The organism is Cohnella silvisoli (assembly GCF_021190915.1).
Taxonomy (GTDB): domain Bacteria; phylum Bacillota; class Bacilli; order Paenibacillales; family Paenibacillaceae; genus Cohnella; species Cohnella silvisoli.
Map to the genome: position 1 here is coordinate 13,301 of NZ_JAIOAP010000003.1, position 23,320 is coordinate 36,620.

Genomic DNA, 23,320 nt, shown 5'->3' on the forward strand with positions numbered 1-23,320 from the left:
TTTATGTTTGAGGCTACTATGATGAAGATATCCTCAAACATCGAAGGGAGATCTGAAACAAGTGAGAACGGTAGAACAACTGGAGGCCAAGCTGGCCGAGCCATCGGAAGCACTCATTAAAGATATTAAGGAAATTGACGGGGATATTCTCCTGCTAGGCGTCGGAGGTAAGATGGGGCCGAGTTTGGCCAGGCTGCTGATGAATGCGATTAAGCAAGCGGGCGTCGACAAAAAAGTAATCGGGGTGTCCCGGTTTTCGGAACGAGGGCTGCAAGAGCAGCTGGAGGCGGAAGGCGTCGAGACGATCGCTTGCGATTTGTTAAACGACGAGAAGCTGCAAAGCTTGCCTGACGTTAAGAATGTGATCTATATGGCCGGCAACAAATTCGGTACGACCGGCAATGAATCTTTTACATGGGCGATGAACGCTTACCTTCCCGGTAGAGTGGCCGAGAAGTACCGGAATTCCCGAATCGTCGTTTTCTCCTCAGGCAACGTATATCCCTTTACGCCGGTAGGTTACGGAGGAGCGAGCGAATCGGTGTCGCCGTCGCCAATCGGTGAATACGGCCAATCGTGTTTGGGCAGGGAACGCGTTTTCGAACATTTTTCCAAGACGTATCAAATTCCAATGGTCATTTATAGACTCAACTATGCGATCGATTTGCGTTACGGGGTTCTGCTGGAAATCGCCAAATCGGTCAAAGCCGGCAAACCGATCAATGTGACGATGGGCCATGCGAACATTATCTGGCAGGGGGATGCCAACGAAATTGCTATCCGCTCCTTGCTCGCTTGCGAAGCACCCGCCAGTTTCCTGAACGTCACTGGACCGGAGACGATGTCGATTCGTTGGGCGGCGGAACAATTCGGCAAACGGTTTGGGACCGAGCCTGCGTTTGAAGGGGTTGAAGCCGATAACGCGCTGCTGAACAACGCATCAAAATGCCATCAAAGATTTGGTTATCCCCGCGTGTCGCTTCTGCAAATGATCGACTGGGTGGCCGAATGGGTGGAGGCCGATGGAGCGACATTGAACAAACCTACTCATTTCCAAGAGAGAAAGGGGAAATTTTAAGCCGTGAGCCGTATAAAAGAATTAACTTCAGAGCAGAAGCACGCACTTCACGACGGGCTTGTCATTCCCGCTCATCCGCTCGCGCTGGACGAGAATCGCCGGTTGGACGAAACGCATCAAAGGGCATTGACTCGATATTATATGGATGCAGGAGCGGGCGGGGTCGCCGTAGGCGTTCATTCGACGCAGTTTGAAATCCGCGACCCGAAGTTCGGCTTATATGAAAAGGTGCTTCGATTGGCTGCCGAAGAAGTTGAACGGGCAAAGCTTCAGCGCCCGTTTATCCGGGTGGCCGGTATTTGCGGTCCTACGGGACAAGCGCTTAACGAAGCTGAAATTTCGGCGGGACTCGGGTACGATGCCGGTTTGCTCAGCATGGGCGGACTGCAAGGGTGGTCGGAATCGGAAATATTGAAGCGGACGGAAAAAGTGGCTGAGGTCATTCCCGTCGTCGGCTTCTATTTGCAGCCTTCGGTAGGCGGCAAAGTGTTCAGCTTCGATTTCTGGCGGGCATTCGCCGATATTCCGGGCGTCGTTGCGATCAAGATGGCGCCGTTTAACCGCTATCAGACAATCGACGTGGTCCGTGCCGTCTGTTATTCTGATCGTAGAGATGAAATTGCTCTGTATACGGGCAATGACGATAATATCGTAAACGATTTGCTGACGGTTTACCGTTTTCGGGTTCAAGATCGGATCGTTGAGAAAAGAATGGTCGGCGGGCTGCTCGGACATTGGGCCGTGTGGACGAACAAAGCGGTGGAATTGCTGGAGGAAATCAAACGGGTCCGGACACAAGAGAACGTTTCACCGGAATGGCTGACCCGCAACATCGAAGTAACCGACTCGAATGCGGCGTTTTTCGATCCGGCTCATGGTTTCGCAGGCTGTATCCCGGGTATTCACGAGGTGCTGCGCCGGCAAGGTTTACTGAAAGGAACTTGGTGTCTTAACCCGCACGAAGAGCTCTCCGAAGGTCAAAAGGAAGAGATCGACCGGGTATATCGGGATTATCCGCATTTGAACGATGACGAGTTCGTCAAAAAACATCTCTCAAACTGGCTTTCATAGAAGGTAGTGAATGCGATGCGATTTAAGGATGTGTTTTCCATTATCGGACCGGGCATGATCGGACCGTCTAGTTCGCATACGGCGGGCGCCGTCCGACTAGGAAGAGTTGCGCGCGAGCTGTTCGGCGGACAGCCTAGGCAGGCTAATATTATGTTCTATGGTTCTTTGGCGGCAACGTACGGCGGACACGGAACGGATTTAGCCGTGACTGCCGGGCTGCTTCGGTTCGATACGGATGACGAACGGATTCCGGAATCGCTGCATTTTGCCGCTGAGATGGGGGTTGATGTCGTTTTTCAAACGAGCAGAAAACCTGCCGTTCATCCGAACACGTTAACGATTACTCTCCGTTCGGGACGCCGACGCTGTCAGATGACGGGCTGCTCGATCGGCGGAGGCAACATCGAAGTGGTGGAAGTGAATGGGTTCGATCTCAAATTTACCGCCAATTATCCGACACTCATCGCGTATCACGACGACCGTCCCGGCGTACTCGCGGACATTACGCGGTTGCTGAGCGAGGCCGGCGTCAATATCGGACATATGGATGTTGACCGAAAAGGCAGGCTAGGGGAAGCGGCGACCGCCATTGAGACGGATGGAGAAATTACGAAGGACCTGCTGGAGAAAATCAAACGGCTGCCCAATATGAAAGGCGTTAGTTACGTCGATTTGAACGGTGGTGTTCCGGTATGAGATTCAGGACATTAAAAGAATTGGCGCAAGTGTGCGTGAATGAAGGAAAGCCGATTTACCGGATCATGTTGGAGGACCAGGCGAAGGAATCCGGACGGACACCAGAGCAGGAATGGGACAAAATGAAAAGTTATTACGGCATCATGAAGGAAGCCGTAATGAAAGGGATATCCTCGGACAAAACTTCCCGCAGCGGTTTGACTGGCGGAGACGCGAAACGGGTGTTTGAATATACCCGCAAAGAGGACTCGTCGTTGGAGCCGTTCACGGGAATGGCGATGGCATACGCTTTGGCGGTATCGGAAGTGAATGCCTCCATGGGACGCATCGTCGCTACTCCGACCGCCGGATCTTGCGGCGTCATCCCGGGCGTATTCGTCAGCAGCCAGGAGCGGTTTGGCTGGACCGATGACCATATGGTGGAAGGGTTGTTCTGTGCCGGAGCTATCGGTTACGTCATCGCGAACAATTCTTTCATATCCGGAGCGGAAGGCGGCTGCCAGGCTGAAATCGGCTCCGCGATCGGTATGGCCGCGGGCGCTCTTGTCGAGCTGAAGGGCGGGACTCCGGCGCAAGCGGTTCACGCTGTCGGGCTGGCGCTTAAAAACACGCTTGGATTGATATGCGACCCTGTAGGGGGTTTGGTGGAAATTCCGTGTATTGTCCGCAACGGGTTTGGAGCCGTGAACGCGCTGGCGGCAGCCGACATGGCACTCGCGGGCGTGCAAAGCGCCATTCCTTCGGATGAGGTCATTCAAGTTATGCTTGAAGTCGGAAGCGCGATGCCGGACATTCACCGAGAGACGGCAAGAGGCGGGTTAGCTCAGACGCCGACAGGCAAACAAATTATTAAACAATTGGCCCAAGATAAAAAGAAGTCTCGTTCTGAACGGAAGGAGAAGGAGAATGACGACGAAAGCCATAAGTGATCTGCTTCCTTCCGCCAAAGCGATCGAACGCGAGCTGATCGATCTGCGAAGGAAGTTTCATCGGAACCCGGAGCTTAGCTTCGAGGAAGCCGAAACGGCGGCAGCGGTGGCCGAGTTATTGAGCGGTCTGGGACTTGAAGTGCGAACCGGCATTGGCGGGCACGGCGTCGTAGCCGATCTTACAGGAGACAGGCCGGGACCGCGGATTGCTCTGCGGGCGGATATGGATGCGCTGCCGATTCAAGAGGAAACCGATCTTCCCTACGCTTCCGAGAAGCCGGGCAAGATGCATGCCTGCGGGCATGATGCACATACGGCGATCTTATATGGTGCGGCCAAGCTGTTGTCGGAACGGAAAGATCAACTGGCCGGCAGCGTCAGGTTTATTTTCCAATCGGCCGAAGAAATCAATGCCGGGGCGAAGGCGATGATCGAGCAGGGGGTTCTGGAAGGCGTGGACGAAATATTCGGTCTGCATAATCTTCCTACGCTGTCTGCAGGGAAAGCGGGCACTCGGTACGGCGCATTGATGGGATCGGTCGACAAATTTGAGTTGACTATCACAGGACAAGGCGGACACGGCGCCATTCCCGATCAATGCATCGACCCTGTCGTCGCTGCTTCGGCCATCATTTTGTCGCTTCAATCGGCTGTCAGCCGGGAGATTTCTCCGTTCGATCCGGTAGTCGTCACCGTCGGAAGCATTCATGGAGGAGCGTCTTACAACGTCATTCCCGAACGGGTAGAGCTGTCCGGAACGGTTAGGACGTTTTCCAAGAGCGTACAGGAGACGATGCCGTCACGGCTGCTAAGGTTAATCAGCGAAACGGCCGAGGCTTACCGCTGCAAAGCGGAGCTTCGATATACGCAGCATGTACCGGTGCTTGTCAATCACGATGACCAAGTCCGACATGCTGAGGATGCGATCGACCTTATTTTAAGCTCGGAAAACCGGATTGAAGCTAATCCGACGTTGGCAGGAGAAGACTTTTCCGTCTATCTTCAGCATGTGCCCGGATGCTTCTTCTGGCTGGGATCGGGACCGGAAAATGGGGCGGAGCAAGCTTATGGACTTCATCATCCGAAGTTTTCCATTAACGAGGACTGTTTGGCGGTAGGGGCTTCTTTGCTGGCGGCGATTTCGATTACTCGGCTGGGAGCTTGAGGAGCGAGGGCACTTTATTGGCCTCCGCACTGACGCAATACCACTAACTCGCTCAGCCAGGGCACTTTATTGGCCCTCGTACCGACGTAATACCACTAACTCGCTCCGCCAGGGCACTTTATTGGCCTTCGCACCGTCACAACTCTACTAGCCCGCCGCGCCGAGGCACTTTATTGGCCTCCGCGGAGAGGCGAGTACCGTACGCACACCTTGAGAATTAACCGGTTCACTTCACAATAAGGTAACCCAGCTTTTGCGAAATCGTGCGGCCGGCTTCCTTCATCGTTGCTGCGATCTCCGCGAGCTGCTCATTAGGAAAACGATGGACGGCACCGGAGATGCTGATTGCGCCTGCGGCTTGACCGAACATGTCCAATATAGGAACGCCGATACATCGGGCTCCTTGCGTTATTTCTTCATTATCTACAGCAAAGCCTTGTTCTCTCACAAGCTCAAGCTCCTTATAAAAGGAGCTTTCTTCCGTTATGGTGTTAGGCGTCAGTCGGGGAAGGCCTTTGGCCTCGATCAATTCCTTTACTTTATCCCCATGGAGGAAAGCGGTAATGGCCTTGCCTGTAGCGGTAGCATGGAAAGGGGATTTAGAGCCGACCTTGTCCGACATTCGCAGGGCATAGGTTCCTTCAATGATCTCTACGTACATAATTTCTTGCTCCATAAGCACGCAGAGGTTGACCGTATCCCCGTATTTTTCGACTAGCTTGTTCATTTCGGACACGGCCGCTTGGCGTAAAGAGCTTCGCTCGAGCAAGTTTTTCGTGATGACCAACTGCTTGTATCCGAGGCAATATTTGCCGTCTTCTTCGCTGCGGGTGATGAACCCGCGTTTCTCCAGCGTCAAAATGATTCGGTACAACGATGATTTCGGTTGATTAACCAGCTCTGCCAGCTCTATCAAGCTCAATGAGTCCCGTGCGGATAGCACCTCGAAAACATCCAACGCTTTCTCGATGGAGTGGATCGCATAACGATCCTGTTTGTCTTTCTCCATGAATGCACTCCCCAACTAAGAAAGTTTAATGAGTTGACCTCCGTCAATGACCATGCAGTGTCCGGTCATATACCGCGATTCGTCGCTGGCCATGAATAATGCGGCTGAAGCGATCTCTTCCGGCTGCCCCACGCGATTCATCGGTATCGTTTTCAAGTATTCCGCAATGGCAGGGGGATTGTCAATGAGGGGCTTCGTCAACTGCGTCTCGATAAACCCTGGGCAAAGGGAGTTTACGCGAATGCCGTGCTTCGCCAGTTCCACGGCCATCGACATCGCAAGCAAATTAATTCCGCCCTTGGCCGCGTTGTAATGGGCTTGATCCGCTTCGGCGGCAAGACCGTTTACGCTCGACATCTGGATGATGGAGCCGCCGTTTCCGTGCTTGACCATCTCTTGGGCAACGCGTTGGGAGACAAGGAACGTCCCCTTCAAGTTAATGTCCAGATGCCAGTCCCAGTCTTCCTCTGTAATTTCCAGGAATGACGCTGTACGGTTGACGCCCGCATTGTTCACGAGAACGTCGATTCGGCCCCATTCCTGCAAAGTATTTTCGACCAACCTGTCTACGTCCGTTCGGAACCGAACATCCGCTTCGATCGCGATGGCTTGGCCGCCTAGGCTCTGTAAATAAGTCGCTGTCTCTTCGAGAGCTTCTTTACCGAGACCGGCAACGGCGACCTTCGCGCCTTCGGCAGCGAACCGGGTAGCAATCGCCCGACCGATTCCTTGAGAACCTCCCGTTACGAGCGCTACTTTATCCTTAAGCCTCATTTGCTAAACCTCCTCGTTTCCCAAAACTCCACACCAGTCGATGATGATTTCAGCATACCACTGAATAAGTGCTTCATAAGACGCGATATCGAGAAATTCATCCGCCGCATGCGCGTTGCCGCCGCTCGGTCCGAGCACTAACGCCGGGGTATCGCTGTATAAGTTAAACATAAAGCCGTCGCAGGCAAAGGGCGATCCTGTCGGAGGTTCCGGGGGGCGGCCAAGGACCTTTGTGCCGGAATTCGTGGTCAACTCCAGAAATCGAGCGGTATTATCGTCGTTCTTCATTTCGCTGGCGGACAAATAGCGGATTAAGGGCCGAATTTGCGGTTTGCATTTCTGCAGCAACGGATAATTGGCAAGCTGGGAATTATAGAATGCCCACAGATCCGCGATAATGCCCTCTCCGGTCATTCCCGGATAACCTTCAATCCAGAAATTGAGCTCTCCGGTTTCGGGAAGCTTTTCTTGCAGCTCGCGAGTGACGTCTCCGGAAAAAATAGTAAGCAGAGTGACTTCCGCTTTCCGGTCGTGCCACCACGAAGGGACTTCTAGGTTTTCTTTTCGATAATCATTGTAGGCACGCAACAGATTGGCGAATTCAATCGTCGCCTCAAGCGCGCTTATCAATTCTTCGCCCGCGAAAGCAATTCCGCTTTTGCCGGTAAAGGTAGCCTTCCAGATCCCGCCGCCGAGATGAGCCGGATAAACCCTCATGTTCGATGGCTCCGGAATGATCGCCATGTCCGGATTCGGACCGCGAAGCCGCCCGGCCAGAGTGCCGTTGGCGCCACCGTGCTCTTCGTCCACAACGCTTTCGACATATACGTTTCCTGCGATCGGGATGTTAAGATCTTGCAGACATTTGACCGCCATCAATGCAGCTGCCATGCCGCCTTTCATATCGTAAGAGCCCCGGCCGTATAATTTGCCGGATTCGACCGTCCCTGAGAAGGGGGGATAAGTCCAAGTTTCGGTTCCTTCATATACGGTATCGGCATGCCCGGAGAACATTAAGGAACGTCCCGTACCTCCGCCGAAAAATCGTCCGACCACATTCGGACGATTGTCATAGTTGCGAGTATTCATATAAGCGGTATGTTCCCGCAATCCGGGCACATCGGCAAGATCGTACAAATCTACCTCTGCATTTTGCGCGCTCATCCATTCGGCGAAGTACCGTTGGTACTCCGCTTCATGACCGGTGGGAGGATGGTTGACGCTTTCGATTTGCACGAGCTTGGAAGCTAACGCAATCGCTTCCGTCCCGTTTTCCTTCATCCACCGATTAATCGATAGGGATAGTTCATCGCGGTTCATTGTGGGCTCACCCATCCTTGTCAGTCGATTTGTTCCCGCTTGCTGGGTGCATATGCAATAACGTCGATTTCTACTAAGTAGGCGCCCATATCAACCGGAGCGGTCGTTCTGGCCGGATAAGGCGCTTTGAACACCTCAGCATACGTCTTGTTATAGCCCGGGAAGTCTTGGGTTCGACTGACAAAAGCATTGGATTTAATGACATGGTCAAGTGTCAGCCCAGCCTTCTCGAGTATGATTTCAATATTGCGGATGCACTGCCGGGTTTGCGCTTCGATCGTATCTCCTACGACCTCTCTCGTTACGGGGTCAACACCTACTTGACCGGACACGTACACGAAATCGCCTGAACGAATGGCGTGAGAGAACGGAAGCGGAAATTGCGGAGCATTTTCAACATGGATAGCTTTAGACATGATAGGATCATCCTTTCGATTTTTATTAGCGCCAGAAAGATAAAATGCATAGGCAAAGTGGGTTTCCTAATTTCACCCGAAGTCGCACCGATGGCCCCAGTAGTCGTACGAGACGTGGAAACTCTAAGTCCAAGATGTATTTAGTACAGGTGTTTTGCGTGAAACTCGATAAATGTGCCAATCAAAATGTATTTACTACAGGTGTTTTGCTTAAATTATACCGATTCACACCGTTTACTCTAAATCACCTGTACTTTTTGCAGGTGGATAGGAAGAAAAGCGGAATCTGTATTAATCACCTGTACTTTTTGCAGGTTGATCCATTAAATAACGGGTGGGCGAACCGAACTAGAACAGGGAAACCCCAAAAAGAAATTCTTCCGGATTTGCTCACTCGATAAATAAACCACTGTTCCAAGGACGTTAAGCCGTTTTCTCAACAGTTAACGTATCTTACCCCGAGCATCGACGCTAATCATACGATCTATGTGGTTTCCGCGAACCCCTTGCAACTCGTTGTGCAAGTTCGTCGTCGTGCAGCAGTGGTTCGGCAGAAACACAAGTTGGTCACCGATTTCGAATTCGATGCCTTCCGGCACGTGCACGTTACCGTGTTCCTCGCTCAGCTTCTCTACATAAACGCCTGGGTAATCGCGCGAGGTGCCATAACCCGGCACATGTGCACTGACGTCGCTGCTGAAGGTTTTCGAGCCGGCATCGACGATAACGGTTCCCTTCCGCGGGGTGCTGACGACCGTGGCTACTACGTGCATGGCGCATTCTTCAGGCGTGATGACGCCGATCGCAAGCTGCGCGATGTCTCCGAATACGTATGCTCCCGGGCGAATTTCCGTCACTCCCTCGACATCGCTTATGTACTTGGAAGTTGGAGTAGAGCCGACGCTTATTTCTTCGATATGTATTCCCGATTGCTCAAGCAACTGCTTAGTACGGACAAGTCCTTCCGCTTCTACTCGGGCTGCTTCCCTTACTTGATCCGGCGTTTTTTTGCCATAGGCAAATCCGCCGTGCGTCATTAACCCGATCACTTGCACATGGGGGAGTTTTGCAATCTCTCGAACGAGCTGCGCCGTTTCTTCACCGGGCTCTTTCCCGCAGCGATTCAATCCGGTATTGACGTCGATATAGAGCTTGATAACTTTGCCGATCGATTGGCCCAGATCAGACAGCCCTTGCGCTACTTGCACGTTGTCGATGCTGACGATGACGTTAGCACGCTCTATCAGCCGAGCCAATCTTCTCAGCTTCACCTCGCCTACGATCGGAAAAGCGACGAGAAAGTCGGCTATGCCTGCATCCGCCAACACTTCGGCTTCCCCTAGCTTGGCCACCGTAATCCCGCAAGCGCCGTAGCGCATTTGTTCCTGTGCAATCCAAACGCTCTTGTGCGTTTTGAAATGCGGCCGCAGCTTAACGCCGGCTTGACGCGCCAATTCCGCAGTGTGCCTTAGGTTTCGATCCAAAACATCGAGATCGACCAGTACGGCGGGGGTTTCCAGCTCGGCCCACGGTTGTCGATTTTGTTGCACGTTTACTCGCCCTCCTCTTGAGGTTTCATCTATCGAAACTAATGTTTCATTTATCTGAATGGTAACTGACGATTTAGGGTTTGTAAATACAAAAGTTCGCATTTCCCATCGTTTTTACGCTTCTACGACAACCGCAATAAATCTGTCGCCTGATCGCATAATGTTTGTTCATCGATCAAGTCGGACCAATATTGTTTTAACAAGGATCTCAAAGCGTTGAAGGATGCCATTGATAAATTCAAATCTCGGTGCATGCGATAGGAGGACATCGTTTCACGGAACATAAAAAATCGCGAAGGGCGATTCATGCCATTCATGCTCAAGGATGGTTCCAAGGGAGTTTCCGCTGCCTGTTTTAATGCAGGTATACTGAGCGTTTTCTCCCGAATGATTGTCTGCGCCCTGGGTGATCCCAAGTAGTCGATGAGCAGCATCGCCGCTTCTTTTTGTTTCGAGTTTCGGCTTACCGCTGCTCCGATTACGTTCAGAAGCGAACGCGGCTCGTAAATATAAGGCAAAGGGGAGACATCGTAATTCAGATTCGAGTCCTTGAAGTCGTTAATGGCCATGTAGGTGGTCAGGATCATGGACACTTTTCCTTGCGCGAACAGTTCGTTGACATCGTCGCTGTTTTCGGACAGATAGCGCGGGTAGATATTGCGGTTGTCGATCAACTCTTTGGATAGCCGAATGCTCTCCATCAAACGAGTGCCGTTCAGGCGGAACGATCCGTCCGTCTCTGGCTCGAAACGCATGCCGCTCTGCAGCAAAAGGGCGGGCCAACGGTTGTCCGACAGCAGGTAGAAATACAGCCCATGCCGTTTACCCGGTATGGTCAGCGCAGCCGCATGGGCAACGACGTCATCCCATTTCCAACTTCCGTCCGGTTCGGGGACATTTGATTGGTGAAAATGGGAGCGGTTATACGCGAGCACAATGGGGGAGAAAATGACCGGCTTGGTCAATAAGCGATGATCATGAACGAATGCTTCCTGCGTGAAGCGGTACAATTGCGTATCCAGAGTCAATGGTTCCAGCATGTCGGCGCAGCTATTATCTACGATGTGTTGGAAGTCGAGGTTATTCAATGTAAACGCATCGAGCAGGTCGTTTTCCATATATTCCTTAACGGTGCTCATGTAATCCGTGGTGGATCGCAGCGGCACCTCTTTGACCCGAATTGACGGATGCAGGCTGTGAAAATCTTCTAAAAGCGACGAAAGACCGAAATCACGCTCGATGGAGGCGCTGTAACCGAATGAAAGCGACACCGAAGCTCTAGAGGCGTTGTCCGTCACACGGCTGCCTACCCGGTCGACTTTGACGATCAGCCCTTCGCCGACCAGCATATCGAGCCCTTTGCGAACCGACTTGTTGCTTAAATGAAATTGCTCCGCGAGCTTCATTTCCGAGGGCAACAATTCCCCGGGCGAATAAGCGCCGTGCATAATGTCGGAACGCAAGCGATCGACCATATGCTGCAGGCGGATTTGAAATGATTTCCGTCCGGCTTGGGAGTGGGTGTTGTCCATGAGATCCAGCCTTTCCGCTGTTTTTACTGTATATCTTACTTGAAAGTATGCGAGTTGTACATCAGATTTGGATGGAATAAACAGCAGAAATAATAGGATTGACATCCAAAATAAAAAGTTGATAAGTTAATAAGGGTTAATACATTAAATTGTACATCAGTTTGGGGCGTATGGGCTGACAATTTAGAAGATATACATCAGCTTGTATGTCGAATATATCAAAAGCAGGAGGATGGAACGAACGATGATCCGGATCAGCGAAACGAAGCATGCGATTATGAAGGAGCCGCTGCTGTCCCCATTTGGATTCAAAGGAGCCTATCTGACGGAATTATGGCAGTCTGTCGCCGGTCTCCGAGCGCAAGACGGAGCTTTGGGTATCGGGGTTGGCGTACAAAGCGTGTTATGGTCTGACCCTCGGGTATTCGTGCGTTACGGGGAAGCTTCCGGGAACAGGCTAATGGCCGATTTGACCGAATACGCATTGACGCTCGCGGAAAATGCCGAATTTGACACACCAATCGAGCTTCTGGACCGATTGTTTCCGGATGTGTATGAACATGGCCGGAAATCCATCGGAATTTCCGATCTTCGCAGCACATTTGCGCTCAACGCGCTCGTTACCGTGGATCATGCCGCGTGGGGATTGTATAGCAGAGGGAAAGGCAAGAGCTTCGAGGAGTTGGTGCCGGATGCGTATCGATCCGCTTTGTCGGAACGACAGCGGGAGTTGGCTAGCATCCCGGTCGTTGGCTATGGTTTATCTGAGGAGTCGATCGGGCAGATTTTGGACGAAGGTTATTTTCTCCTCAAAATCAAAATCGGAGCCGACCCTGACGGTGATGGCGACCAAGCGAAGATGCTGGCATGGGACCAACAACGATTGTCGCAAATTCATGCCATTGCATCGCGATATGAAACAGCATACACCCAGAACGGGAAAATCGCTTATTATCTGGATGCGAACGGCAGATACGACGGGAAGGAGCGCATGCTGCGTTTTCTAGACCATGTGGATCGGATCGGCGCTTTGGATCGGATCGTGTTGCTCGAGGAACCGTTCGACGAGGCGAATGCGATCGACGTATCAGATGTGCCGGTCCGATTCGCAGCCGACGAAAGCGTGCACGACGAACGGGATGCAAGGGAGAGAATCGATATGGGCTACGGTGCCATTGCGCTTAAGCCTGTCGCCAAAACGATGAGCGTAAGCCTGAAGGTGGCGAAGCTTGCGCGCGAACGGGGCGTGCCTTGCTTTTGCGCCGATCTGACCGCGAACCCTGTTCTGGCGGATTGGAACAAAACGTTGGCTTCCTATCTGTCCCCTTTGCCGGAATTAAAGATCGGCGCGATTGAAATGAACGGACGTCAGAACTACCGTAATTGGGAACAGATGCAAAGCTGGCATCCTTATGCGGGAGTTGCTTGGACCGAAGCTGTTGAAGGCATCTTTAGGTTGGACGAGAGTTTTTTTGCCGCTTCCGGAGGAGCACTCGAGATAAGCCGTCATTATGAAAAATTATTGTACGACGAAGGAGGTCGACCGGAATGAAATCACTAAGAATCGGTCTTGTGGACTTGGATACTTCCCACCCCGGCAGTTTTGTCCCCCTGATCCGCGGCTTGGGACATGAAGTGACCGGAGTGTTCGATAGCGGGACGGTCTATCCGCCCGGATATGCCGAAACGTTTGCCAGAGAGCATCAGATTGAACACGCTTGTGAGTCTTTGGAGGAATTGGTTGGCCGAGTAGATGCGGTATTCATTCACAGCTGCAATTGGGATTTGCACGTACATCATGCGCAACCTTTCGTGGATGCGGGTAAAGCCGTATTCATCGACAAGCCGATGACCGGGAATGTTGGCGATTTGCAGAAGATGATCGGTTGGGCGAAGCAGGGTGCCGTCATTACCGGGGGATCGGCGTTGCGTTATTGCAACGAGGTTAGGGAGTGGAAAGAACGGAAAATCGCTGCCGAGGAATGGGTATATGGTCTTGTCGGCTGCGCGGTAGATGAATTCAACTACGGCGTCCATGCCTATACGATGCTCCACGGATTGCTCGGACCGGGTATCGAATCCGTGCGTTATCTGGGGGAAAACGTGCAGCGGCAGATCGAGTTGACTTGGAAGGACGGCAGGCAGGGGACCGTAAGCATCGGGAAAACGGCTGGGTATTTGCCCTTCTACGCGACTCTAGTTACGCAAAAACAAGTGGATTATATCAGCGTGGATAATAGTCGGTTATATCAAGCGCTGCTGGAAACCGTACTTCCGTACCTGGCCGGGGAAGCGCCGGCGCCTTTGCCGTTCGAAGAGCTCGCTGAGGCGGAAATGGCGGCAATTGCCGCAAAGCTGTCGGTCGAACGGGGAGGGAAGCCTGTTCGGTTGAATGAGATTCCGTCGGACTATGCGGGGTATGACGGGAAGGCTTTTTCCAAACAGTACAAAGCTTTAATATTTCCTTCAGAAAAGTGAGCGTAGAAAGAGGGGAGCATTCATCGGAGCTGGCTCACAGTCCTACCTTGGGTTCCTTGTATCCAAATAGATAAGTATGTAAAAAGCATAAACGAGCGGTCTTCTGTAAGTTGGAAGATCGCTTATTTGTTTATGGCTCTCCATTTACGCACATGTTCTATTACGATGAATAACATCGCTAATACCCGTTCAGAAGACCTCTTATTCAGATTTGCGATGCAAAACATCGCTAAATGATGATTTAAACGGCCGTCTTGAATAGAGATTTGCCGTCCTTTCCTTGACACGATAGTGCAAAAAAAACGGAAGTATTGATAAAGCTAGCAATGTGATTAAGCGATATGATTTGAGATAGAAAGAAACGGCTATGCGAAGTCCAAACTAAACTTGGAGGGTGTCAAGTCATGAACAAAGCAAATCTACGCGGTAAAATGTTCGCAATCATTGCAAGTCTTTCCTTGGTGTTCGCACTTGCCGCCTGCGGAAGCAAAAACTCGGATAATGGAAACAACGGCGCATCCTCGCCAAGCAGCACGTCCACGTCTTCCGAGTCTTCGAGCGAGCAAAGCGAAAGCGCTTCACCCAAAAGCGATGTAAAGCTGACTTTATCGCATTGGAAAGTTTCGTTCGATCCCGGCTTCAAGGCGGTAGCCGAAGCGTTCAAACAAAAGACCGGTATTACAGTCGAAACGCAAACGACAACTCCTGATGCGGCGTATAGCCAGAAGCTCATTGCTTCCGCGGCAGCAGCAAGCTTGCCGGATATTTGGGCGACGGATGCCTCTCCCGCTTACCGCGCATTCGACGGCAAGGCTTACGAATGGAGCGGCGAGCTAAGCAAGGATGAGGCATGGAAGAAAGGATTTCTTCCGGCTGCACTGTCCGGAGTCACGGTTGCTCAGGCCAATATCGACGCATGGGCAAAGGACGAAAAAGCCAGCGATTGGCAAAAAGCCACAAAGCCTGGTCAAGTCTATGGTATTCCCATCGACGTAGGCGCGTTCTATATGATTTACGGAAACAAAAAGATCGTAGAGCAGGCTGGCTTGGAAGCAAAAGAGCCAGCTACGTTCGAAGAATGGGTATCCATGATGAAAACGGTGAAGGAAAAAACGGGTACTCCGGGATTCGTATTCGCCGGCAACGTTGGCGGCGTCTACAATGCATGGTTCGTCAATCTGGTCGATTATATGAAAAACGGCGAAGAGTCTTTCACGAAGTTCATGAATAGGGAAGAAAAGCTGTCCGATCCAAAGCATATATGGGCGTTGAAATTCATCGAGGATTTAACGAAGGACGGTTTGTTGCTGCCCGGCGCGGCTTCATTGGATATCGATCCGGCGGATCAAGCGTTCGCTCAAGGCAAAGCGGCGTTCAGTCTGGGAGGCACGTTCACTTATGCCAACCTTACCGCAATCGGTATGAATGCGGATGACGTATTCAGCTTCAGGGTACCTGCTTTCAAAGATTCAGTCGTCCCGGATGCGAAAGTATCCCCGTTCCCGCTTGTGCAATTGGTTGTCAACAATGAAGGACCGAGCAAGGAAGCGGCAATCGAATTCGTTAAATTCCTGACTTCGGAAGAAGGCCAAGTTCTGTACGCCAACAATGCATACGATTTACCGTCGGTGCAGATCAAAGACGGAAGCAAGCTTAACTCTTCCATTCAAGCCATGGCTTCATCGCTCAGCAGCGAGAGCAACTGGTGGTCAGAGAATCCGGCGATCTGGCAGCAGGTTTTCAAGGAAGACTGGAAGGTTCTCAGCACGGGTATGGTCAAGGTGATGCTCGGAACGAGTACGGCTGAAGACGCGGCAGCCGAATACGATAAAGCTGCGGCGGCTTACAAAAAAGCAAATCCTTAAGAAATATCCATAACGCAAATGGATCAAGAAGAAAAGAGGGGGTGCGCCCCTTCTTTTCTGTCTTGCGGATGGGAGGAACGGATGAATTATCGGAAAGCCGCGAGGCGGGAAGCGCTGGCAGGGTATTTACTGATTGCTCCGGCTGTAGGGTTGTTTATCGTCATTGGTTTATTTACTGTTCTTTTTTCAATCGTGCTTTCTTTCTTTAGTTTGCCGCAGGGACAGCTAATCTGGAACGCCAAGTTTGCCGGATTGGATAATTTCAAAGATTTTTTGTTGGGCGGCAACTACATTCTATCGGGATTTTTCCGACAAGCGATCGTCAACAATATGTGGATTGCGTTTGCGATGGTTGTTATCGTCATTCCTCTAGCGCTGATTATCGCGGTGTTGTTGGAGAAAGCGACAAGGGGCGTACGTCTGTTTCGGACGATATACCTGCTGCCGATGGTCACCTCTTCCGTAGCGATCTATTACGTTTGGCAAGGCTTATATGATCCGACAGGCTCAATCAACCAATTGTTGGCGTCCTTCGGTCTTGATTCATGGATAGCGAAGAACGGGTGGATCGGGGAAATTCATACCGCTTTACCGGCGATTATCATTACCATCGTATGGGGCGCGCTTCCGCATAGCCTGATCCTGTTTTTTGCAGGACTGCAAGCCGTGGACACGCACTTGTATGAAGCCGCCGAGATTGACGGCGCTAACGCTTGGCAGAAGCTGACCCGAATTACTTGGCCGATTCTGAAACCGATAACGGTTATCGTGATCATCATGAATCTGAACGTGGCGCTGCAAGTATTCGATCAAATCTGGGTGATGACCAAAGGCGGGCCGGCTGGCGCAACTCAAGTCGTTAACGTGCTTGTCTATCAACAGGCATTTTTCCAGGACGGGGATATGGGCGTCGCGAACGCAATGGGCTGGACGATGTTCATGCTGACGTTTATCTTGTCATTGCTTAGCTTGAAGTTATTCGGGGATAAGAGCGGGAGGGAATCGCATTGACTAGAGCTAAGACGGCTGCTCTTTATTGCATTCTTCTGCTGTGGAGCGTCCTCTGTCTTTATCCTTTGTTATGGATGGTCGGTGCTTCGCTGAAAGCTCCGATGGATGTCATGAGCACTTTCTCGTTGTTCCCGCAAGGAAAATGGCATTGGGAAACCTACGCGGAAGTGTGGAACCGGTTGAATTTCTTCTCCTACTTCTGGAACAGCGTCATTGTGACGTTATCGACGCTTATCGGCATTAACGTGCTTTATTCGATGGCGGCTTTCGCCTTTGCAAAGCTGCGTTTTCCGGGAAACAATGCTCTGTTCATTCTCTTTCTAGGGATGATGTTCGTCCCTGGAATTACGGTTATGGTGCCGCTCTATTTGACGGAAAATTATTTAGGCATTCTGAATACGTACATCGGCTTGATTCTACCTTCCATTAATGGCGCGGCACCGATGGCGATTTTCCTGTTCCGCAATTATTTTCGCAGCATACCGCATGAATTGTTCGAATCGGCCAAGATGGAAGGAGCGGGCATTATGCGCACCTTGTTCCAAATCTACCTGCCGCTCTCGATTCCCATCCTTGCGACGCTTACCGCGATTAATTTTCTAGGCTCATGGAACAGCTTGATTCTTCCGATGGTCATTCTCAGCGATCAAAGCTTGTTTACGTTGCCGATCGGGGTGATACTGCTGGATTCGGGCGTATTCCGGCAATGGAACGTTCTGATGGCGGGGTCGTTAATCTCGATCGTTCCGATTTTGCTTTGTTTTGGCTTCCTGCAGAAATATTACATTAAAGGGTTGTCCGCCGGGGCGGTTAAAGCCTAAGGAAGGGTGAATACCTTGAAAAATGTGACGATAAGCACGTTTAATTTCCACTATGGGGTTGTGGAGTCGGAAGCGGATGTGGAGGCAAGCATCCAGCAAATTGAGCGTTACCTTACGCAACGGATCGGGCAGGTGCTGCCGGATCAGCCGGATCTGATCGTGCTGCCGGAGTGCTGCGATATGCCTTCGGGATTAGCGGAAGATGCCCTACAGAATTACTATCGTGCTCGCGGCGAGCGAATAAGGGATGCTTTGTCTTTAATCGCTAAGCAGAACAGCTGTTACATTGCTTATCCCTCTATTCGGCTTGACTCGGATGACAAGTGGTGGAATTCCGTTCAGTTGTTAGACCGGAATGGTGATGTGGCGGGCGTCTATAACAAGAACCATCCTGTCATCATTGAAATCGATGAAAACCAGATCCAATGCGGAAAAGAAACGCCCGTTATCGAATGCGATTTCGGTCGCGTGGCGTTCGCCATATGCTTCGATCTGAATTTCGACGAGCTGAGATTGAAATATGTCCGTGAGAATCCGGATCTGATCTTGTTTCCATCGATGTTTCACGGCGGTTTCATGCAGCAATATTGGGCGTATTCTTGCCGGGCTCATTTTGTAGGAGCGATAGCGGGAGGACTGCCGAGCTCGATCGTGTCCCCCGTAGGGCAAGTGGTGAGCTCAACGTCCAGTTATTATGATTTCGTCAGCGCGACGATTAATTTGGACTGCGCCGTTGTTCATTTGGATTATAACCGCGGCAAGCTTGAAGCGATTAGGCAGAAGTATGGCAAGAAAGTCCGGGTTACGGACCCCGGTTACGTGGGCTCGGTTCTTCTGTCCAGCGAGACGGAGGAGTTTTCGACGGAGGATCTCGTTCGCGAGTTTGAAATCGAGAAATTGGACGATTATATGGCACGATCTAGATTGCATCAACAATAGAAGGCAAGGGAGATGATCCTTTTGAGTTCGTTTAAGGTCGGAATTATCGGTTGCGGCGCATTAGGCAGGACGCATGCGGATTGCATTAAAGAGCTTGAGCATATGGAGACGGTCTCTTATTGCGACGTCTATAAGCCAAGCGCGGAGAAGCTTCTGGAGCAATTCGGCGGTAAGCTGGCTACGACGGATGTGGAAGAACTGCTCGGAGATTCGGAGATCGACGTTATATACGTTACTACGCAACACGATACGCATGCGGATTTATGTATTCGCGCTTTGCAAGCGGGCAAGCATGTTCTGGTGGAGAAGCCGATGGCTATGACGGTTGAGGATTGCGTTCGTATCGGCGAGACGGTTAAAGCGACAGGCAAAAAGCTGTTTACGGCGTACAAAATGCGATATTACAACATGCTCTGGAAAGCGAAGGAATTGATTCCGCAGCCGATTATGGTCGTTATGCAAATGATGGACAGCCGCTGGGGAGAAGGGATATGGCCTAACGATCCGGTGAAGGGCGGAGGGAACGTGTTAAGCCAGGGATGTCATTCAACCGATGTCTTGCGTTTCGTAGCCGGAAGCAACCCTAAAGAAGTGTACGCGGCTGGAGGGAATTATTATCAGCAGAGCGGCGTTATCGACAATCTGACGGCCGTATTCCGCTTTAACAACGGTGCGGCAGGAACTCTCATTCAAGGAGACTGCAATTGTCCTCCGGTAACGAGTAAATTTTTCATGCAGCTGTTTGCCGAGCATAAATCCATTACGATCTCCGAGCGCTTGACCAAGTTAACGTATGCAGAAGACGGAAAAGAGACGGTAGTTTACGAGGGATCTGAATCCGGATTTCTGGAAGAAAACCGGGCGTTCGAGAAGTGCCTGGTCGAGGATACGCCTCCGCCAATCGATCATATTGACGGTTTATATTCAACGCTGATGGTGTTGCAAGCGATTGAATCTTTGAAAAGCGGGAAGCCGGAGAAAATTGCGGAAATCGTAGAGCGGTATGTTTAAGTAATTGCCGATAGCAATTGGACAAAGGCCGGATTGACGCATAATCCGGCTTATATAACCATGCCCAAATTACGTCAATGTTGAGACGAAAATGCAACACGATTGTGCAAAAAATACGGAACGTCTGATAAATATCATTCGCCGGTAAGGTCGTATGATGGGTTTATAAATACAATTTTAACGACAGTGGGAGAGAGATCAATGACTAAATTACGTATGGGAATTGTCGGCTGCGGCGGTATGACGGCGGAAGCACATATTAACGGGCTACTGGAGCTAACGGAAGTGATGGAAGTTACCGCGGTATGCGATATCGATATTAAACAAGCAAACTTGTTGCAAGTAAAGCTGCCTAACGCGATCGCCGTAGCGGATTATCGTGATCTGCTTGATCATGTGGATGCTGTATTAATCGCGTTGCCCCATGATTTGCACTATGAGGTTGGCATCGCATGTCTTGAAGCGGACAAACACGTTCTGATGGAGAAGCCTTTGGCCAATACAAAGGAAGAGTGCGAGGAACTGATACGGGTATCCAATGAACGGAATTTAACGCTTATGACCGCGTATCCTGTCCGGTTCTGGCCGATCGTGCGAAAAATGAAGGAGCTAATCGAGGCTAAAACCTATGGTGACGTGTTCCAAATGTCGGTTTGGACAGAACAGCTAACCCATCCCCCGGAGGGGCATTGGGCTACGAAAGCCAAAAGTTTGGGTGGCGGGCAGTTTTTCAGCCATGGCTGCCATTATGTTGACTTGATGCTCTGGTTTCTGGGCAAGCCGATTAAAGGCACTCATTTCGGCACCAACTTAGGCACGCCTTGGATGGAGAAAGAAGGTACAAGCAACGTCGTCATCGAATTCGAGAACCGGGTTCTCGGCTATCATATGGGAACATGGGGCGCTCGCGGCAGCCGCCTAGGATATAGCATCCATATCCACTGCACCGAAGGGATGCTGGAATATAACCGTGCGGAAGGCAGGCTCTATCTGCATTCGCAAATGAAAGAGGAACGGGCTTCGACGGATACGACCTCCGATGTGCAAATCCTGATGGAAGAGAAGGAAGCGGGCAAACAAACGCAGTTCGAGATTATGCATTTTCTCGAATGCGTCCGCGACCGGAAGCTGCCGCTTACGAGTGGAGATATCAGCCTGCAGGGCTTGAAGGTGATCTGGAAATTGTACGATGCCGAGAATGTCGGCACGATAGCCGATTTAAGAGGACTCGGTTTAAGCGAGATTTATTGAGGAAGCGTAAAATCATAATCGATATATAAAAAAGAAGCAGCCAATTATGTAAAGGCTGTTACTGTTCAGGCGGATATTACGAATGAGCAATCGGTCTGCGGAATGAGGGATCGGATCGCAGGCTCGCTTGGTCCATGATTATTATGGCGAGCAAATTCTGCAAAATTCTGAGAACCAGGTGAGGAAGGCTCGTAAAAGCAATTGAAGTAGGCGAATAGGATAGACTTGTAAATGCACGCGGAGATCCTATTGCCGCGTGCATTTTTGATACTTCGACAGCAATAAATTGACGCGCGAATGCTAGTCAAGCATCTCCGGCTGAACTGGCAGGCTTTGAACGATCTCATTCATGCTGAATGAGGCACAGGGAACTGTCTTGGAGTGGATCGTTTCTTCTCCGGCGTAAACCTCGATCAACTCGTAGCGGTCTCCATCCAGTACGTATTGCTCCAAAGTGAAGTTGGAGAGGTCTATGATCCAGTATTCAGGAACGTTGTACTTGGCATAGACGATGCGCTTTTTCACTTTATCCCGTCTGCGTGAATGCTCGGAGGTAATCTCCGCTACAAGATCAGGAGCGCCGTTAATTCCTCTATTGCTAATGATGGATATTCTGCTGCGATGGATCATAGCGAGATCGGGCTGTCGAACCTCCGTATCGGACAAGATGACATCGATTGGTGAAGGAACAATAATAAATTCGTCTCGACAACTAGAGTTGAGTTTAAATAACAACTCAGCACACAATGTTTGATGCGTAAATGAAGGAGAAGGGCTCATAAGCTCCAATACGCCGTCCGAGATCTCATAGCGATTGCCGTCGTCGATCATATTGGCATAAATCTCGTAAGTAACGGATGACTCCTTCATGACCTCATCGAAAGTCTTCTTTTTCATTCTCATGGTCTCCTTTTCAAAAAAAATAGCACCCCGGCAAAGAAACACGTCTTGTGTTTAACTTTGTGAGGTGCTTCCCCGACTTTATTTACTTCATTATGATTGAACGAAGTTGGGCTGTCAAACTTTGCGAGTAAGAGCAGGCGGAAGTTTCGGACGGCGATAATCGCGAAAAGAAAGGCAAACAGGGATCGCTTGGTCAAGTTCGAACCGATAGGTGCGATTACCCAAGAATCCCCCACCTCAGCACAACAACGCAGGTGGCGGGAGTGTTCAATTTCCTCCATTCAAGTTATTCGTACCTCGTATTCAACACGGGTTAATAACGAACAGAAAGCAGCTCCTTCCTTATTTATTGGTCGAGCCCATCTTCTGTGTAATTTCGCGGAGTTATTTATTATAATAAGGGCAACGCAGGGTATCGATCTTTGTCATTCTTTCCGATTTTTTTATACTTTCGCGTTAAGGGAGACGATCCGGATGGCCTACAAACGAGTAACACTTAACGAAGAGATCGTCATTAACCAAATTATTACTTTTCACTACTATGAATTGCCCGGATCCTATGTTACCAAAGGGGAGAAACATAATTTTTGGGAGTTTGTCTATGTCGATAAGGGAGAAATAGATGTCCGATCGGACAGCGGTGCATTTTCCGTCAAGCAAGGAGAAATCGTCTTCTATAAACCGAATGAATTTCATTCCGGCAATTCGAATGCCAAATTCCCGCCTAATTTGATCATTATTACTTTTGACTGCGACTCGGAAGCTATGAAAACATTCGAGAACAGAAGATTCAGCGTAGATGAGCAGGAGAGAAGATTGCTCACGCAATTAGTTAACGAGGGGTATAATGCGCTGACGCCGCGTCTCGATAAACCCTATAAGAAGGAAATGCATATCAAGAAAAACTCGTTATTCGGAAGCCAGCAGTTGGTCAAGCTGTATTTAGAGACGCTGTTGATTCATTTTGTGCGCAGGTTAAGAACAACCGACACTCTCTCCAAGCTGGCGTCCACGATGAATGAAAAGAAGGATTCCGATCTGACCAAGCAGATCATCGAGTTTATGAATCGAACGCTTCACAAAAGCCTGACTCTCAAAGACATTTACAACAACTTTACGGTGGGCCGTTCGCAGCTTCTGCGGACATTTAAGATGAGTACCGGACATGGGGTCATGGAGTACTTTAATCAATTAAAAATCGAAAAGGCCAAAACATTGATCCGCGAGGAGAAATACAATTATACCGAGATTGCCGAAAAGCTTGGATATAGCAGTATTCATTATTTTTCGCGTCATTTCAAGCGTTCAACGGGAATGACGCCAACGACCTATGCAAGATCCGTGAAGGCGAGGATCGTAAATCATCGGTAATCAAATAGCGTGAAAAGGAGGCTGTCCCTTTGGTCTGAAAAGATCAAAGGGGCAGCTTTTACTATGTTTGTTAACGTATAGCGGAGCAGGTTGGCGGTGCTCGGCCGGAGCGAAGGCCAAGAAAGTGCCC

Annotated in this window: 21 protein-coding genes; 14 read left to right on the forward strand and 7 right to left on the reverse strand. The window is 50.5% G+C overall.

The features are described from left to right. Positions 1 to 61: 61 nt before the first annotated feature. The 5 genes from K7P76_RS06970 to K7P76_RS06990 are packed head-to-tail and all read left to right on the forward strand — an operon-like array spanning position 62 to position 4,939. Positions 62 to 1,078, forward strand: a complete 1,017-nt coding sequence (locus K7P76_RS06970; protein ID WP_232184497.1) for an NAD-dependent epimerase/dehydratase family protein — start codon at positions 62 to 64, stop codon at positions 1,076 to 1,078. A 3-nt stretch (positions 1,079 to 1,081) separates the two neighbouring features. After that, on the forward strand, positions 1,082 to 2,149 hold the full coding sequence (locus K7P76_RS06975) for a dihydrodipicolinate synthase family protein (protein ID WP_232184498.1): 1,068 nt from the start codon (positions 1,082 to 1,084) through the stop codon (positions 2,147 to 2,149). Between the two features lie 15 nt (positions 2,150 to 2,164). After that, a complete protein-coding gene (sdaAB, locus tag K7P76_RS06980; protein ID WP_232184499.1) occupies positions 2,165 to 2,845 on the forward strand; it encodes an L-serine ammonia-lyase, iron-sulfur-dependent subunit beta in 681 nt (226 codons plus the stop codon). Next, positions 2,842 to 3,774, forward strand: a complete 933-nt coding sequence (sdaAA, locus tag K7P76_RS06985; protein WP_232184500.1) for an L-serine ammonia-lyase, iron-sulfur-dependent, subunit alpha — start codon at positions 2,842 to 2,844, stop codon at positions 3,772 to 3,774. Before sdaAB ends, sdaAA begins: the two co-directional genes overlap by 4 nt. Further along, positions 3,752 to 4,939: a M20 metallopeptidase family protein gene (locus K7P76_RS06990; RefSeq protein ID WP_232184502.1), complete on the forward strand. Its 1,188-nt coding sequence runs from the start codon at positions 3,752 to 3,754 to the stop codon at positions 4,937 to 4,939. The genes sdaAA and K7P76_RS06990 overlap by 23 nt, the downstream gene beginning before the upstream one ends. A 226-nt stretch (positions 4,940 to 5,165) precedes the next feature. On the opposite strand, the gene K7P76_RS06995 is transcribed toward K7P76_RS06990, so the two are convergent. The 6 genes from K7P76_RS06995 to K7P76_RS07020 all read right to left on the reverse strand — a co-directional run bounded on the left by K7P76_RS06995 (position 5,166) and on the right by K7P76_RS07020 (position 11,540). Next, positions 5,166 to 5,948 carry an IclR family transcriptional regulator gene (locus K7P76_RS06995; protein ID WP_232184503.1) on the reverse strand — a complete coding sequence of 261 codons (783 nt, stop codon included), beginning with the start codon at positions 5,946 to 5,948 and terminating at the stop codon, positions 5,166 to 5,168. Between the two features lie 15 nt (positions 5,949 to 5,963). Next, on the reverse strand, positions 5,964 to 6,722 hold the full coding sequence (locus K7P76_RS07000) for an SDR family NAD(P)-dependent oxidoreductase (RefSeq protein WP_232184504.1): 759 nt from the start codon (positions 6,720 to 6,722) through the stop codon (positions 5,964 to 5,966). Positions 6,723 to 6,725: 3 nt separating this feature from the next. Beyond that, positions 6,726 to 8,042, reverse strand: coding sequence for a M20 family metallopeptidase (locus tag K7P76_RS07005; RefSeq protein ID WP_232184505.1), 1,317 nt, complete (start codon positions 8,040 to 8,042; stop codon positions 6,726 to 6,728). Between the two features lie 20 nt (positions 8,043 to 8,062). After that, positions 8,063 to 8,458: a RidA family protein gene (locus K7P76_RS07010; protein ID WP_232184506.1), complete on the reverse strand. Its 396-nt coding sequence runs from the start codon at positions 8,456 to 8,458 to the stop codon at positions 8,063 to 8,065. 443 nt (positions 8,459 to 8,901) lie between these two features. After that, the gene (locus tag K7P76_RS07015) at positions 8,902 to 10,008 is read right to left on the reverse strand and encodes an alanine racemase (protein ID WP_232184507.1); all 1,107 of its coding nucleotides are present in this window, start codon (positions 10,006 to 10,008) and stop codon (positions 8,902 to 8,904) included. Between the two features lie 122 nt (positions 10,009 to 10,130). Then, on the reverse strand, positions 10,131 to 11,540 hold the full coding sequence (locus K7P76_RS07020) for an extracellular solute-binding protein (RefSeq protein ID WP_232184508.1): 1,410 nt from the start codon (positions 11,538 to 11,540) through the stop codon (positions 10,131 to 10,133). A gap of 232 nt (positions 11,541 to 11,772) precedes the next feature. Here K7P76_RS07020 and K7P76_RS07025 point away from each other — a divergent pair, with 232 nt between their 5' ends. The 8 genes from K7P76_RS07025 (at position 11,773) to K7P76_RS07060 (ending at position 20,916) form a co-directional block, all read left to right on the forward strand. Then, positions 11,773 to 13,092 (forward strand): enolase C-terminal domain-like protein, encoded by a 1,320-nt coding sequence (locus K7P76_RS07025; protein WP_232184509.1) that lies wholly within the window; start codon positions 11,773 to 11,775, stop codon positions 13,090 to 13,092. Beyond that, entirely contained in the window at positions 13,089 to 14,018 is a 930-nt protein-coding gene (locus K7P76_RS07030) for a Gfo/Idh/MocA family protein (RefSeq protein WP_232184510.1), read from the forward strand. Before K7P76_RS07025 ends, K7P76_RS07030 begins: the two co-directional genes overlap by 4 nt. A gap of 404 nt (positions 14,019 to 14,422) precedes the next feature. After that, positions 14,423 to 15,883 (forward strand): ABC transporter substrate-binding protein, encoded by a 1,461-nt coding sequence (locus tag K7P76_RS07035; RefSeq protein ID WP_232184511.1) that lies wholly within the window; start codon positions 14,423 to 14,425, stop codon positions 15,881 to 15,883. Positions 15,884 to 15,964: 81 nt separating this feature from the next. Then, entirely contained in the window at positions 15,965 to 16,894 is a 930-nt protein-coding gene (locus tag K7P76_RS07040) for a carbohydrate ABC transporter permease (RefSeq protein ID WP_232184512.1), read from the forward strand. Continuing rightward, complete coding sequence (locus K7P76_RS07045; RefSeq protein ID WP_232184514.1) at positions 16,891 to 17,715, forward strand: carbohydrate ABC transporter permease; 825 nt, start codon at positions 16,891 to 16,893, stop codon at positions 17,713 to 17,715. Before K7P76_RS07040 ends, K7P76_RS07045 begins: the two co-directional genes overlap by 4 nt. Positions 17,716 to 17,739: 24 nt before the next feature. Then, the gene (locus K7P76_RS07050; protein WP_232184957.1) at positions 17,740 to 18,654 is read left to right on the forward strand and encodes a carbon-nitrogen hydrolase family protein; all 915 of its coding nucleotides are present in this window, start codon (positions 17,740 to 17,742) and stop codon (positions 18,652 to 18,654) included. A 21-nt stretch (positions 18,655 to 18,675) separates the two neighbouring features. Then, a complete protein-coding gene (locus K7P76_RS07055) occupies positions 18,676 to 19,665 on the forward strand; it encodes a Gfo/Idh/MocA family protein (protein ID WP_232184516.1) in 990 nt (329 codons plus the stop codon). A 201-nt stretch (positions 19,666 to 19,866) separates the two neighbouring features. After that, a complete protein-coding gene (locus tag K7P76_RS07060) occupies positions 19,867 to 20,916 on the forward strand; it encodes a Gfo/Idh/MocA family protein (RefSeq protein ID WP_232184517.1) in 1,050 nt (349 codons plus the stop codon). A gap of 300 nt (positions 20,917 to 21,216) precedes the next feature. Here K7P76_RS07060 and K7P76_RS07065 read toward each other — a convergent pair whose 3' ends face one another. Beyond that, positions 21,217 to 21,813, reverse strand: a complete 597-nt coding sequence (locus tag K7P76_RS07065; RefSeq protein ID WP_232184518.1) for a Uma2 family endonuclease — start codon at positions 21,811 to 21,813, stop codon at positions 21,217 to 21,219. A 480-nt stretch (positions 21,814 to 22,293) separates the two neighbouring features. On the opposite strand from K7P76_RS07065, the gene K7P76_RS07070 reads away from it, so the two are divergent. After that, positions 22,294 to 23,190, forward strand: coding sequence for an AraC family transcriptional regulator (locus K7P76_RS07070; protein WP_232184519.1), 897 nt, complete (start codon positions 22,294 to 22,296; stop codon positions 23,188 to 23,190). Positions 23,191 to 23,320: the final 130 nt, after the last annotated feature.

Coding starts and splice junctions, on each gene's coding strand:
- sdaAB (WP_232184499.1), top strand. CDS start 2,165: ATGCGATTTAAGGATGTGTTTTCCATTATCGGACCGGGCATGATCGGA.
- sdaAA (WP_232184500.1), top strand. CDS start 2,842: ATGAGATTCAGGACATTAAAAGAATTGGCGCAAGTGTGCGTGAATGAA.
- K7P76_RS06990 (WP_232184502.1), top strand. CDS start 3,752: ATGACGACGAAAGCCATAAGTGATCTGCTTCCTTCCGCCAAAGCGATC.
- K7P76_RS06995 (WP_232184503.1), bottom strand. CDS start 5,948: ATGGAGAAAGACAAACAGGATCGTTATGCGATCCACTCCATCGAGAAA.
- K7P76_RS07000 (WP_232184504.1), bottom strand. CDS start 6,722: ATGAGGCTTAAGGATAAAGTAGCGCTCGTAACGGGAGGTTCTCAAGGA.
- K7P76_RS07005 (WP_232184505.1), bottom strand. CDS start 8,042: ATGAACCGCGATGAACTATCCCTATCGATTAATCGGTGGATGAAGGAA.
- K7P76_RS07010 (WP_232184506.1), bottom strand. CDS start 8,458: ATGTCTAAAGCTATCCATGTTGAAAATGCTCCGCAATTTCCGCTTCCG.
- K7P76_RS07020 (WP_232184508.1), bottom strand. CDS start 11,540: ATGGACAACACCCACTCCCAAGCCGGACGGAAATCATTTCAAATCCGC.
- K7P76_RS07025 (WP_232184509.1), top strand. CDS start 11,773: ATGGAACGAACGATGATCCGGATCAGCGAAACGAAGCATGCGATTATG.
- K7P76_RS07030 (WP_232184510.1), top strand. CDS start 13,089: ATGAAATCACTAAGAATCGGTCTTGTGGACTTGGATACTTCCCACCCC.
- K7P76_RS07035 (WP_232184511.1), top strand. CDS start 14,423: ATGAACAAAGCAAATCTACGCGGTAAAATGTTCGCAATCATTGCAAGT.
- K7P76_RS07040 (WP_232184512.1), top strand. CDS start 15,965: ATGAATTATCGGAAAGCCGCGAGGCGGGAAGCGCTGGCAGGGTATTTA.
- K7P76_RS07060 (WP_232184517.1), top strand. CDS start 19,867: ATGACTAAATTACGTATGGGAATTGTCGGCTGCGGCGGTATGACGGCG.
- K7P76_RS07065 (WP_232184518.1), bottom strand. CDS start 21,813: ATGAAAAAGAAGACTTTCGATGAGGTCATGAAGGAGTCATCCGTTACT.
- K7P76_RS07070 (WP_232184519.1), top strand. CDS start 22,294: ATGGCCTACAAACGAGTAACACTTAACGAAGAGATCGTCATTAACCAA.